This is a genomic window from Ignavibacteriota bacterium (genome assembly GCA_016218045.1).
Classification (GTDB): Bacteria; Bacteroidota; Ignavibacteria; order SZUA-365; family SZUA-365; genus JACRFB01.
In genome coordinates this window covers 14,912-28,229 of record JACRFB010000020.1, presented here as the reverse complement: position 1 = coordinate 28,229, position 13,318 = coordinate 14,912, and the positions used below count along the sequence as shown (strand labels likewise).

Here is a 13,318-nt window from a genome sequence, read left to right as displayed (position 1 = left end):
GATGCCTGCCTCCTGTCTCCTTCCTCCTGTCTCCTCACGCGACCTTAGTAGATTGATTTACTCCGTCCGTGTAAGGAGACAGGATACAGGAGAAAGGAGACACGAATTGTTTCGATGCCTGTCTCCTGTCTCCCTCCTCCTGTCTCCTCACGCGACCTTAGTAGATTGATCTACCCCGTCCGTGTAAGGAGACAGGATACAGGAGAAAGGAGACACGAATTGTGTCGATGCCTGCCTCCTGTCTCCTTCCTCCTGTCTCCTCACGCGACCTTAGTAGATTGATTTACTCCGTCCGTGTAAGGAGACAGGATACAGGAGAAAGGAGACACGAATTGTTTCGATGCCCGCCTCCTGTCTCCTGCCTCCTGTCTCCTCACACTCCTTGAATAGATCCCGCTACCATCTACCATCTACCATCTACCCATCTACTACCTACATCCTGCGCGTAGAAAGAACGGCACGTAATTCCCGCGCGGCACGCGAGTGTGTCTCGCGCGCCAGACGTTCACGCACGAGGGCGGCGCCGTCGCGCGGTGCAAGCGCCATCAATGCCTGCGCCGCGCCGACTCGAAACTGCCAGTCGGGCTCGTCGAGTTGTTCACGCAAGAGGTCGAAGATGAGGCGCGGATCGGCGCCGATGGAGGCGAGTGTGGCAACCGCCTTCGAGCGCAACGCCGCGCTGCCGCCGGGCCGCGCCAACGTGAGCAGCACACCCTCGGCATCGGACATGTGGTAGCGCTGCACCCAGTCCATCGCGGCGAGTGCGACAACATCCTGATACGAGCGGGAGCCGAGCCGCTCGAGCACGGCCGCGCGCGCCAGGTCGGAGGTGGAGTCGACGGTCAGCAGGCAGTTCAACGCGCCGGCCTCGACGTAATAACTCGAGTCGCGGAGCAAACGCAGGTACTCGTCGCGAAGACCACCGTCGCGTAACGCGTTGAGGCCGCTCAGGGCCGTCGCGCGGACCTTGGGCGCGGGATCTCGCAGCAGGCCGAGCCACAGCGCGCGCAGTTCCTCCCCACCTGCGGAGGAGGCGGGCACCAGCGCGTTCGCAAGCTGAAACCGCACGCCCCAGTGTGCGTCGCTGCGGGCCGCGTCAAACACGGCCTTGCGCACGGCCGCATTGTCGATACGCGCCGCGAGGGCGCGTCCGGTCTCGATACGATGCGCCACGTCGCCCGTGCCGCGCAAGGTGGCGATCGCCGCCGCGTCACTCTGCTCGAGCGTGATGCGTCCGCACACGGTGGCTCCTTCATCGATGCGCACAAAGACCGGTTCGGTCTCGAATGGCACGGTCACATCGGTCACAGATCCGTCGATACGCGCGAGGAAGGCCGTGTCGCGCCCGTTTCCGAACACACGCACGGGGATCGTAAGCCGGAACGTGCCGCACAGCGAGTCGATCTTCTGCACCTGACGGAATGAGAGTGTGAGCTGTTTCCGCCCCGCATCCCAGCGCTGTGTCACGCGCACATCGGGATATCCGGCCTTCAACACCCACTGCGAAAAAAACCACTGCAGGTTCCGTCCGGTCACATCCTCGATGACACGTTTGAGGTCGTTGGTCTCGACGCTGCCGAAGGCGAATTTCTCACCATAGGCCTTCATCACGCGCCAGAACAGCTCCTCGCCCAATTCCAGACGCAGCATGTGCAGCACGGCCGCGCCCTTTGCGTAGTGGTTGTGGCGCGAGTTCGGTCCGGCCGACACCACGGGCACGCGTCCCTCGCTGTCGCACCAATCGGTGTAGCCGCGCACACCTTCGCGCCTCTGGTAGGCGAACTCGTCCTCGCCGTGTTTGTACTGGGTCCAGCACTGCTGGAAGTACGTCGCGAATCCTTCGTTGAGCCACGCGTTGTTCCAGTCGATGTAGGTGAGATAGTCGCCCCACCACTGATGCGCGAGTTCGTGCGCGATGAGCCCCTCGGGCGATATGTCCTGCGCGGTGCGCGCGTCCACCACCACGCGTGTGTCGTTGAGCACCGTCGCGGTGGTGTTCTCCATTCCGCCGTAGAGGTAATGCGCGACGGGAATCTGCGCGTACTTCGGCCAGGGATATCGTATTCCAATTTTTTCGGAGAAAAATTTCAGCATCTCGGCGGTGGTCGAGTAGGCGCGGCGCACATCGGCGATCGGATCGGCGGGATAATGATATGAGCGCACGGGGATGCCCGCCCACGAATCCTCGTACACCTTGTAGTGGCCCGCCGCAAGCATCACGAGATACACTGAATGCGGCTGTTCCTGCGACCAGTGCCAGGTGACAGTGCCGTCCGCATTTTTCTTCCGCGACTTCAGAACGCCGTTGCTCAGCGTTTCGTAATCGCCGCGCACGGTCATGATCACCTCGGTGGTCGCCTTGTCGTTCGGGTAATCGTAACACGGGAACCAGTGCCTGTTGTCCTCGCCCTGCCCCTGCGTCCAGATCTGCGAGGGATCGGCGGGATGGCTCGCGTTGGGAGCGATGAAGTACAGTCCCCTCTCGGGCTTGCACTGGTAGCGCACACGCAGCGTCACCTTCTCGCCGTACGCGTACGCGCGGTCGAGCGTGACGGAGAGCCGCGCCGAATCGTTGCGGTACTGCAGCGCCGCGCCCGAGGGCAGTGTCACCGCCTCGATGCGCATCGACACGGCGTCGAACTCCGCGACACGGAAGGCGGAGCGCAGCGGACGCAGCGTGATCGTGGTTGTGCCGCGCACGATGCCGGCGGCCTCGTCAAAGGACACCTCTATCCGATAATGCTGCGCGTCGTAGGGCCGTTCGCGGCGGCCGAAATCCTGCGCCGCGATCGGCGCGGCTGCAATGGAAAGAAGAACAAGAAAGGGAATGATTCGTGTCATGCCTGGCTGTCCGTCTATGCCGCGGGCTGCACAAGGCAGCCCGGGCGTGGTGTCGGTATGGAAGCGGAATTTACTTCGTGTGCAGTAAACGCAGTGCGCGGACCTCGCTGCCCACACGCAGACGGGCCGTGTACGTGCCGCTGGGAAGCGCGCGGGCGTCGAACACCGCGTCGTGCGCCCCGCCGCTCTGCCGCGTCTGCACCAGCGTCGCCACGGTGCGGCCCGCCGCGTCCACCACGTCGAGCAGCACGTCGTGCGCGCCCTCGGGCAGGTGATACCGCAGAGCGGTGCGCCCCGTGAAGGGATTCGGATGATTGCCGAGGAAACGGAAGTCGGCCGCCTGCGCGGCGTTCTCGATGCCGAGTACACGCACGACGAAGGTCCATCCCGTCTCCGTCAACGCGCCGCAGACGTCACGCACCACGCAGCGCACGGTGTGGCTGCCCTCGGTCGCGAAGGTGGCGTCGAACGAAGGACCTGCTCCCGGCTGCATCACACCGTCCACATACCACTGGTAGGTAAGTGCATCCGCTTCGGGATCCGATGCGGTGACGCCGAAGGTCTGCTGCTTGTCCTTCGCCAGCGTGTCGAGCTTGGAAGGCGTCTGGCCAGTGATCGCGGGTGCCCGATTTGGACGTGGAAGGAATACGATTGTCGCGATGCAGTCGACGATAGTGTTCGTGACGTCGCGCAGTTGATACCCGAAACGCAGTGTATCGCCGCTGCACGCCTGCAGGCCCGACACGAGTCGGATCTTCCACGACACGGATGCGGTGTCTCCGGCGCCAAGTCCTGTGCTGACAGTTTTGAGCATCGTCTCGCCCGCATCAAGCATGGCCTTTGCCGGAATGGTGATGAGTCCGGTGAGCGTGCCGCCCGCACCGGCGCCGGTATTCTGTACACGCGCTGTGAGTGTGAAGTCGGGATACGCCCGCTTCGCCGTGTCCCATGCAAGTGGTGTCGGACCTTCAAGGCAGCCAGCGGTGTATTGCGGACCAGTCAGCGGCGGCACACGCAGCGCGAGCCGCGTCGTGTCGTTCGGGTAGCCCGCCGCGCGGCGCACGAGGCGCAGCGCAAAGGTGCTGTCGACGGAGAGATTCTTCGGATATTCCACCGGCCATTGCAGCGGCGCCGTGGCATTGGGTGCAAGAGCCGCGAAGGTCTGCACGGCCTGCGTGCCGCTCTGCAGCACGAGTCCGGACGGAAGAAGCAGTTCCACCTCACCCACCGGTCCGGTCGCCGTGCCCGCGCTGCGCACAACGGCGCGCACAAGCGCGGGATCGGGCGTGTGTGCGCCGCCCGTCGTCCGTATCGTGTCGACGGTTGCCGTCACTGTCACGGCCGAGGCCGCCGCCTTGATGTTCACATAGAAGGGGCCCTTCGCCTGCGTGCCTTCGGCGTTGCGCACGATCACGTCGAGCTGCAGACCCTTTTCATCCGCGCGCGGGCGCGCCTTCACCTGCCAGCGCGCGACGCCCTTCTCGCCCACGGCGAGCGACGACGGCACAACGGCCACCGTGTGTGTGTATCCGTTCACCACTTTGATGTCGATGGTGTCGGGCAGCGTGGCGGTGAGTCCGCTTACCGGCAGATCTCCGGTGTTGGTGACGTCCATTTCAAAGACGGCCGTCGAGGGATCATAGTCGTTTGTGGACGCGTTCCAGTTGAAGGAATAGGTGCGTCCCGCCGCGGTCATGCCGTAGTTGCGCGGGAGCACACGCACGATGCTCTGCTCGGTCCGCGGTGTGAAACAGCCGCCCGTGAACAGCATCGAGGGTATCGTGACCGGCACATTCGTGTTTGTCGTCACATCACCCCCGCGGAAATCGAGCTTCAGCAGGCGGCCCTTGCCGTTCACCGCCGAGATGCCCGCCACGTCGAGCCGCGCACCCGTGGCGGTCGGTGTAAAGGTGACGCTTGAGGCGGCCAGCATCAGTGTGTCGACGCGCGCGCCGGTCAATGCCAGCTTCGTTGTGTCGAAGGCGAGGTCGATGGTCGCCGGCGTGAAGCGCTGTCCGGTTACCTGCGTTTTTAACAGCAGGCCGATGGTGGACGTCTTGCCTGCGGTGACGCTGCCGGTGTCGACGGCAAAGGTGGCTTCAACCTTCGACGAGGGATCGGCGGGAATGGTGTACGACGACGTGGTCTCGACACTGTCGTTGTCGACGCGCACGCGCACGGCAAGGTTGCGCGGCAGGCCGTCCTTGCACTGGAAGTTGGATGTGTACTCGAGAATGCAGTAGGTGGGTGTGCCGCGCAGCGAGTTCACGATGTTCTGCACCGCCTCGTCGGCGTTCGAGAAATATGTGCCGCCCGTGCCGTTCGACAGCGCCTGCAGATTCGAGATGCCGCCCGTCGAACCGATGTTGAAGGTGTGGATCTTGATGGATGTCTGCGCGGCGCGCGTCAGGATGTCGCCGAGATTCTTGCCGCTCCCGTCGTCGAACCCGTTGCTGAGCACAAAGAGGGCGCGCGAGGGATTGACGGAATTGAAGGCGAGTTTGTCGACCCCGGCAAAGACGCCGTCCCAGAATTTGTTGCCGTTGGGTGTCGTCGACAGCGTGCTGAGCGTATTGCGCAGTGTGGAGTAGTTGCAGTTCAGGTCCGGACTCGAGAGCGCGATCAGCGTGTTGTCGTACACAAAAATGCCCATCTCGTCGAGCGGACAGTCGAGCGAATCGAGCAGCTTGTTGCCGATACCGCCCGCAAAAACCATGTCGCCCGCCGACATCGAGGATCCCGCCGCGATACACATGGCAAGCGCGTAGGGTTCGGTGCCGCGTGTCCCCTTGTACACGAGCGGCGACTGCCGGAAGCCGTCTTCCTTGATGGTGAAATTCGCGGCGCTGAGGTCCTTGCGCAGCAGCAGACCCACCTTGGTCGTGACAAACACGCGGACGGTGGGATACGCCGACACATCCACACTGTCGACGTGTACGCTGAGCTGCGCCGACGCGGTGGCGGTGAACACACATAGGGCGATCGGGAGAAGGAATCGGAACGAACGGGTCATCTTCTGTGCCTTGTCATTGATTCGGGGGGCAGAAACTCCCAAGATACACACACAGCCCCGGGAACGAAACTCCATTTGTGATACACCGATTCGATTCGTCCCACCGATTCGATTCGTGACAAAAAAAAACCGGGCGCGTGGCCCGGTTGATTCCATCAGAAGGTGCGGAACTCAGAGTTCCACAAACTTGTCGCCCTTGAGATTGCAGGTCGGACAGATGTCGGGCGGTGTGCCGAATTCGATGTGGCCGCAGACGGGACAGAGCCAGAAACGTGTCTCGGCGAGATCGGTGCCGGCTTCGGCGGCCGCGAGCGCGAGGGCGTACAGCTTGGCGTGTACGGCTTCGGCGGTCAGTGCGTAGTTGAACATGCGCGCGGCGGATTTGTGTCCCTCGGCTTCGGCCTGTGTGAGCATCGGCGGATACATTTCGGTGAACTCGTAGGTCTCGCCGCCGATGGCCGACTTCAAATTTTCAACCGTCGAACCGATGCCGTTCATCGAGCCGAGATGGCCCGCGGCATGGATGCGTTCGGCTTCCGCCGTCGTGCGGAACAGGCGCGCGATGTTGGGGAATCCTTCGCGCTCGGCCTTGTCGGCGAAGGCGCGGTATTTTTGATTGGCCTGGCTCTCGCCTGCGAAGGCGGTCTTCAGATCGTCGAGCGTGCTGCCCATGGTGCTCTCCTTATGATGTGCGGGAATGATGTGCGGCTCTTCTTCGTCGCGGCGGCGCTGCCTCCGCGTCTTTTGAAAATACGGTGGATTCTTTCTGCAAGGAAATTGCTTAGGTAGATCGGTAGTTGGTAGTTAGTAGATGGTAGGTGGTAGATGGGTAGATAGTAGATTGGTCTACTCTGTCCGCGTCAGGAAACAGGATACAGGAGACAGGAGGCAATCGAGTCACGGCCTGTCTCCTGTCTCCTTTCTCCTGTATCCTCACACGAATGGAATAGATCGGCCTACCCAACTACCATCTACCATCTACCAACTACCCATCTACCTACCGCCGAATTGCATGGAAATTGATCCAACCATTCGTTATACTCGCTTTTTGCCAATCCGAACCAGTGATTCGATGCAGTGATCCAACCTTTCTGGAGGGTACCATGAACAGGAGGATGTACGTTTTTGCAGCCGTGTTGTTTTTCTGCGCCACGAGCGGACTCTCCGCCGGCGTTTTGTATGCGCGCAGACCGGGCACGGAAACGCCGGTATATCCGCTCCGCATCTCGGCCATCCGCAGCACGGTGGCGTTGTACGGACGCCTCGCGGTGACACATGTCGACGAGGAATTTTTTAACGACAACAATCTCACGCTCGAGGGCTTCTACGCCTTCCAGCTTCCCGAAGGCGCGCGGGTCAACGGCCTGTGGCTCTGGGAAAACGGCCAGCGGAAAATTTTTATCTGCCTGAAAAAAGAGGACGCCGTCCGCAAGTACGATTCGGTCGTGAACGGCGTGCGCCGCGATCCGGCCCTGCTCGAATCGCTCGGCGCCAATCGTTTCCAGCTCAAGATCTTTCCCATCGCGCCCAACAGTTCGCGCCGCGTCGAGATCCAGTACTTCCACACGCTGCCGCTGTCGGCGGACGGCTACGCCACCTACCGCTACCCGCTGAACATGGCCGGGTATCAGACGTCGCCGGTGAATGTGACGGAGATGCAGTTCAATGTGTCGAGTTTTACACCCATACTCGACCTGCGAACAACCTTCGACGACCAACCGATGATGAACCGGGTGACAAAGATCGACGAGTCGCACTACCGTGTGCAGTTCGGCATCGAGCAGGTGAACTATACACGCGACTACGAACTGCGGTACAAGGTTGTGGATAACGAGACGGTCTTCCCCGCCCTCTCGTGGAAGGATCCCAACGACGCGACCGGCGATCCCTACTTCATGACCTGGCATATGATGCCGGCCGACACGATGACCACACAGGGCGGGCCGCGCGACATCGTCTTTGTGCTCGATGCTTCCGGCAGCATGGACGGCCAGCGCATCACCGCCGTGAAACAGGCCCTGGCCCGCGTGCTTGTCGCTCTGCGTCCCGTCGATCATTTCCGGCTCGTGCTGTTCAGCTCCACCGCCATATCGTGGCCGTCGGACCGCGGCTTTGTCGAAGCCGTGCCTGATTCTATCACCAAGGCGCTCGAGTTTGTCAACCGCATGTACGTTGCCAGCGGCATGACAAATTATGAGGCCGCGTTCACCGCCGGTCTGCAGGCGGACTTCCGCCCGAGTGCCGACAGGCGGTTGCTGTTCCTCACCGACGGCGAACCGACGGCGGGAAAAATCAACGCGGCGGAACTGCTGGCCCTGATCACGCGCACCGACACGTTGAACGTGGCGATCTATCCCCTGCTCTTCTACACAAACACGATACAACTCCTGTACGATATAGCAGCCGCGCGCGGCGGCCGTGTGCAGATGGTGGAAAACAGCGACAGTCTCGAAACAGTGATACGCCGCGTGCTCTTCGATCTCGAAGCCGCAGGTGTGCGCGAGGCGTCGGTGACGTACCTGAACGGCAAGGCCTATATGGTGCATCCGCTCGTGTATCCGCCTTTCGTCGGCGGGGAATCGTTCATCAGCACGGGACGCTACACGGGCGACGGCAAGGAGCGCGTGCGTGTGCAGTGGCGCTCGCCCAACGGCGCCGACTCCGAGACGACCAGGGATGTGGATCTAGCCGCCGTCGACGTGCCCGTGAAGGAGGTAGGCGCGTACTGGGCTGCAAAACGTATCGACGCGCTGCTCGACGATGTGCGCCGCTACGGCGAAAGCGCCGAGTTGAAGAACAGCATCATCGCGCTCAGCATACGACACAGCGTGCTCTCACCCTACACGGCCTTCCTGGTGCTCGAAACCAACCAGATCGATCCGCCGCCGAACGCTGTCGACGAGGCCGCATCTCCCGTGGCCTTTACGGTCCGCAACGCCTACCCGCAGCCCCTCTCGCTCTCCTCGGGCATGGCGCTTTCCGTGCCGCTTATACTGGAACAGCCCCTCGAGCTGCGCGCCGTCGTGACAGATCTGCTCGGCCGTGTGGTGCGCATTATCACACTGCGGCTCGACGCGGGCACACACCTGCTTACCTGGAACGGACGCGACATGGCGGGGCGTCTCTCGGCGCCCGGCAGTTACCTGCTCCGCATAAGTGCAGGAACACACTCGGTGCAACAGCGTCTGGTACTGCTGCGGTAAGCGGCTGCCTGCACGGCACACACTCGCGAGTACGCAACAGGGCGGACCAGATGGTCCGCCCTGTCTTGTTACGATGCGGAGGGCGAGGGACTCGAACCCCCACAGGCTTGCGCCCGGCGGTTTTCAAGACCGCTGCAATACCATTATGCGAGCCCTCCGGGGGCACGGCAAATATACGAAATGGAACACAAAGCGAACAGCAGCAATGGGGAAGCAGGAAGAACAGGACAATTCCCATGCATGAAGCAGTTGCTGAACTGCTGACAGGGACTGACAGAACAAGCTCCTTCGTCTTTGCTGATATTGATGGACAGAGACTGAAGGACTTCTTTGTGACGAAGCAGGTCAAGAGCTATATCAAGAAATCTGGAGTGAATCCGAAGTTGCACTTCCACTCATTTAGGCACACAGGAGCGACTTGGATGGTCCAAGCAGGAATCAGCATCTACACAGTGAGCAAGATCCTTGGGCACTCGTCGGTGTCGACGACACATATCTATGCTCACTGGAGTCCGGATCAGTTTCACAGTGCTGTCAATTCAATTCGACTGGAAGGTCGATAGGGGCTTTGAGAGGATGTGGGGGCTGAGAGTGCTCGGTGAGCTATTCGAACTGTTCTTCGGATCTCAATGCCAATTTCCGATCTAGATCAGAAAGTCCACCGAGAGTATTCGGATCGTTTCGAAATGATGCGCATTCCTGATAAATACTATGTGTAGGACAGGGACCAGCTATCCTTTCTTGACTGCCTGATTCAGCAAGATCACTACACGCTTTTGATCAATATGTCTAAATCAGGAGGATCGAATCATGAAAGGCAAAGTCATTTGCTATCTTGTACGAAACAAACTCAACGACACAATCTTTATCGGTTTCACAACACTTTCACTTGAAAATCGAATCCGATATTGGACATCAGTTGGAAATGACCTGAAGGTTGCAATTGAAACCGATGGACTTGAGAATTTTGAATGGACCGTGTTGAAGGATGATTTTCAGACGCACAAGCATGCTGAAATCTTCAGAATGCTTGCAAAGTGGTTCTATGGGCCTTTCCTGGCTATTCGATGTACAAGCACAAGCGTATGATTTCAGATGAGACCAGAGCGAAAATGTCAGAGAACATGAAGCGGCGATGGCAAAATCCAGCAATGAGAGAATGGATACTAAATCGCTGGGCAACAGATCCTGTCTACAGAGCCAAAATGCTAAAAGCTAGTAAGCGACCCAAAAGTCCAGAACATGTAGCAAAGATCAAGGCTGGACAGAGAGCAACTTTTGCTCGCAAAAGAGCAGAAGCACAAAGACGACGAGAAGAATTATGGGAGAGCTTGTAGATCAGAAAGCTTAGCGATTTCAATCAGATTTTTGATTTGCCTTTGCAATCTCGAATACTCGGTTACAAGATTCTGCGAGTTCTTTCACCTTCAGTGTAATTGTAAGCGAAGTTGATACCATTTTGGCGAGAGCATTGCTGACCTCATCCATTTTCGCCAATTCTGTGAGCGGAATCTTAGCTGCTAATCTTGTTGGAGACACGTCAATCGCTGCTTTCAATGAGTCAATTTTTTCCACTACCGCTTTTTCTAGTGTAACTGCTTTTGTCAACCGTCTGACACCGGAAGTCATTAAAGCAAAAAACGCAACGACATTGTCTTGGATCACTAAAGTTAATGCAGTATTCAACACTGCAACACCAACATGAAACTCAAGCTCACAAACAGAACCGTCAAGCTGCTCTTGCAATTTATTTAGTTTTTCAATGATCTCCTCAGGGATCCTAGTTGCACGAATTGCATTCCACACAAGTAGACCAATCAAGAATGCGGTAGCCACGCCGAAATAAAGCGACAGCCAGCCAATCCCAGTCGGCATTGCATCGTAGAACGATTTCGTATGATTTCCAAGACTATCGAGTTTGTGTGCAAGTAATTCGACAGATTGTTGAAGTTCTACAATTCTTAATGAATCTGATATCGCTAACATAATCATACACACATTTTCCTTGCCAGATAGTAGAGCTAATATGTTGTACTACGAAACAGCAGCCTGTTCGGCCTTTTTGAGCATTATTCTCGCATACAATTGATACGGCACAGCCAAAAATGACATTGAATTCAAAACCTGCTTTCGTTCTTCCTCTGACAATAGTTTAAACCGGCGGAACCCAGCAAACAGTATTTTTATTGTTACAAAAATAACGGCAAGAAGTAGACAGAATACTGTAATAAAATAATGCATCCTCATATCTATATACTTGCGAAACATCTGAAAAAACGACATGGGTGTGTAACACCACCGCTGAGCCTCAATAACAGAGACGTGCTGTCCCACCAATTTTAAGTCCCTCACTAATATGGAATCAGGATATCCATACGTCGAAACAAGAGCGGCAGAATCAAGATAGGAGCACTTCATTTCGATAATGGTGGCTTGATATTGAGACAATACTCGTTGCGCATAATCACGGTGCTCAGCCTTATATCCCGGTCCTACAACATCTACGTTCAAGTAATACACTCCACTTGTTGGGTCTTTAGACAGATACCCGAGCCGCACAGCCAATCTCATACTATCATTGTTTTCATCTTTTAAATAATACTTCGTGAAGCTATTATAATTCGCTGTGGGAAATATATCAGCGTTATTATAATAGCTAAAAATATCTGCCACTGTTAGCGTAAAGAATGCGACTGATAGGATAGTAAGCATAAACGCGAGAAGCGTAAAACTTTTGATTTGTTCTAAGGCCGTATCTTGTCGCTTTGCTTTATTAAATTTTATCTTTCGAATTCCATTAATATGTCCATCCACATCTACTGAGTTACTCCCAATATTTGAGCATAGCAGCCGTAGTCGAATGATGTCCTTCGGATTTAAGAGTGAAAACGAAAGCGAACAACTATTTCCTGATAGATCAGCCGTGGGTTCTATGTAGTCAGAGGACGAGGTCACTATCTCGTGATGTAGAATGCGACTTCCTTCGGGGCATATGAATCTAAAAGGCTCCAACACATCGGCCTTTCCGATTGCCACGTTCCCTCTGTTAACAATACTATAATCAATACTTGATAAATCCTCCACTAATTCATCATCGAATCGTATATTCACACGTGGTCTGATTTCGCTAAAAATTGAGATCGTCGAAATGTTTTTTGTAGAATATATCACGATCCTTCTACGTGGACTGGTTAATTTATTCAGCAAATAGCCGCCAATAATACCGAGAACGAAATCGAGATGCGTGATTAGAAATTCTATTATTGCGTCCATATTTCACTCATACTAAACACGAGATACAACGACAATGACCTTCTTACTTCCCATACTTTTTCTTCATTGCCAGCACATCTTTCATGAACTGCACTGACAGTTTCAATGAAGCGATCTGCTTTTCGGCATCAACAATCATCTGTTCAGTCACGTCCGGCAAATGCAACATCGGTCCTTCTGACAAGACCACCGAAGTTTTCCGGACGGTCCCCTTCCGAGACTTCTTCGGAACAGCTTTTGAAGCCTTCGCTGCCTTGCTGCCCTTCCTCCTTCCTCTTTGACTCTTCAGATCAAGACTGCCAGTTTTCCACTGCTCATAGACCTTCTGAAGAGCATCCATCTTGCGGAACCCTGTCGTCTTGCCCTGTGCAACAGACATGATGGTCTGGTTTGAAACTCCCACAGCACGTGAAATGCCGAGTTTCGAGGCTCCTCCTGCAACCATCTCATCGATGAGAGTCTTTGCAGTGGCAGGGACTTCTTCAGCCTGCTTCGGAATACGGACCTTGACTGTCTTCTTTGTCTTTGCCATATGATGTGTTCCCGTATGGAAGAATGAGGACAATATGTTGTGGGAACATAGCAAAGTGTACAGGCTGAGTCAAGCGCGCAAGGCTCAAAATCGAGCACTGCCACCTCCAAATCGCCTTTGCTGACCCCGTCAGGTAACGTCAGAGACGCTGAATGTGGCTAGTAATGGACTTCTACGCGAGCATTTACACGGTGAGCAAGATCCTTGGGCACTCGTCCGTGTCGACGACAATGATCTATGCTCACTTTGCTCCTGAGCAGAATCACAGCGCAATCAATTCGATTCGACTGGAAGGTCGATAGGGGTTTTGAGAGGAATTGAGAACTGAGAGTACTCGGTGATCTAGTCGGATAGACCGGGCAAAATGTACGTTACGCTGGATCTGCGGAGATTGTGACGACAAAGGCGATCAGAATATTAACTGGACTCCGCTGGAGTGCTGCTATTTTTTCTCCA

The 13,318-nt window shown here is 56.4% G+C and carries 9 protein-coding genes and 1 tRNA gene; 3 read left to right on the top strand and 7 right to left on the bottom strand.

Going from position 1 to position 13,318, the window contains the following annotated elements:
* Positions 1–432: 432 nt before the first annotated feature.
* The 3 genes from HY962_06550 to HY962_06540 form a co-directional block, all read right to left on the bottom strand.
* Positions 433–2,841, bottom strand: a complete 2,409-nt coding sequence (locus HY962_06550; GenBank protein ID MBI5646574.1) for a hypothetical protein — start codon at positions 2,839–2,841, stop codon at positions 433–435.
* 70 nt (positions 2,842–2,911) lie between these two features.
* Positions 2,912–5,854, bottom strand: coding sequence for a PKD domain-containing protein (locus HY962_06545; GenBank protein ID MBI5646573.1), 2,943 nt, complete (start codon positions 5,852–5,854; stop codon positions 2,912–2,914).
* 171 nt (positions 5,855–6,025) lie between these two features.
* Positions 6,026–6,526 carry a rubrerythrin family protein gene (locus HY962_06540; GenBank protein MBI5646572.1) on the bottom strand — a complete coding sequence of 167 codons (501 nt, stop codon included), beginning with the start codon at positions 6,524–6,526 and terminating at the stop codon, positions 6,026–6,028.
* 431 nt (positions 6,527–6,957) lie between these two features.
* Here HY962_06540 and HY962_06535 point away from each other — a divergent pair, with 431 nt between their 5' ends.
* A complete protein-coding gene (locus tag HY962_06535) occupies positions 6,958–9,057 on the top strand; it encodes a VWA domain-containing protein (protein MBI5646571.1) in 2,100 nt (699 codons plus the stop codon).
* Positions 9,058–9,133: 76 nt separating this feature from the next.
* On the opposite strand, the gene HY962_06530 is transcribed toward HY962_06535, so the two are convergent.
* Positions 9,134–9,215, bottom strand: a tRNA-Ser gene (locus tag HY962_06530).
* Between HY962_06530 and HY962_06525 the strand changes: the two genes are divergently transcribed.
* On the top strand, positions 9,195–9,620 hold the full coding sequence (locus HY962_06525; GenBank protein MBI5646570.1) for a tyrosine-type recombinase/integrase: 426 nt from the start codon (positions 9,195–9,197) through the stop codon (positions 9,618–9,620). The genes HY962_06530 and HY962_06525 overlap by 21 nt on opposite strands.
* A gap of 247 nt (positions 9,621–9,867) precedes the next feature.
* Positions 9,868–10,146 carry a hypothetical protein gene (locus HY962_06520; GenBank protein MBI5646569.1) on the top strand — a complete coding sequence of 93 codons (279 nt, stop codon included), beginning with the start codon at positions 9,868–9,870 and terminating at the stop codon, positions 10,144–10,146.
* 267 nt (positions 10,147–10,413) lie between these two features.
* Here the strand turns inward: HY962_06520 and HY962_06515 are convergent, their stop codons facing one another.
* The 3 genes from HY962_06515 to HY962_06505 are packed head-to-tail and all read right to left on the bottom strand — an operon-like array spanning position 10,414 to position 12,862.
* Positions 10,414–11,049, bottom strand: coding sequence for a hypothetical protein (locus tag HY962_06515; GenBank protein ID MBI5646568.1), 636 nt, complete (start codon positions 11,047–11,049; stop codon positions 10,414–10,416).
* 42 nt (positions 11,050–11,091) lie between these two features.
* Positions 11,092–12,330: a hypothetical protein gene (locus HY962_06510; protein MBI5646567.1), complete on the bottom strand. Its 1,239-nt coding sequence runs from the start codon at positions 12,328–12,330 to the stop codon at positions 11,092–11,094.
* Between the two features lie 43 nt (positions 12,331–12,373).
* Entirely contained in the window at positions 12,374–12,862 is a 489-nt protein-coding gene (locus HY962_06505) for a hypothetical protein (GenBank protein ID MBI5646566.1), read from the bottom strand.
* Between the last annotated feature and the right edge of the window lie 456 nt (positions 12,863–13,318).

Excerpts from the sequence above, each read along its gene's own strand:
- HY962_06515 (MBI5646568.1), bottom strand. The coding sequence starts at position 11,049 with ATGATTATGTTAGCGATATCAGATTCATTAAGAATTGTAGAACTTCAA.
- HY962_06520 (MBI5646569.1), top strand. The coding sequence starts at position 9,868 with ATGAAAGGCAAAGTCATTTGCTATCTTGTACGAAACAAACTCAACGAC.
- HY962_06505 (MBI5646566.1), bottom strand. The coding sequence starts at position 12,862 with ATGGCAAAGACAAAGAAGACAGTCAAGGTCCGTATTCCGAAGCAGGCT.
- HY962_06535 (MBI5646571.1), top strand. The coding sequence starts at position 6,958 with ATGAACAGGAGGATGTACGTTTTTGCAGCCGTGTTGTTTTTCTGCGCC.
- HY962_06545 (MBI5646573.1), bottom strand. The coding sequence starts at position 5,854 with ATGACCCGTTCGTTCCGATTCCTTCTCCCGATCGCCCTATGTGTGTTC.
- HY962_06540 (MBI5646572.1), bottom strand. The coding sequence starts at position 6,526 with ATGGGCAGCACGCTCGACGATCTGAAGACCGCCTTCGCAGGCGAGAGC.
- HY962_06510 (MBI5646567.1), bottom strand. The coding sequence starts at position 12,330 with ATGGACGCAATAATAGAATTTCTAATCACGCATCTCGATTTCGTTCTC.
- HY962_06550 (MBI5646574.1), bottom strand. The coding sequence starts at position 2,841 with ATGACACGAATCATTCCCTTTCTTGTTCTTCTTTCCATTGCAGCCGCG.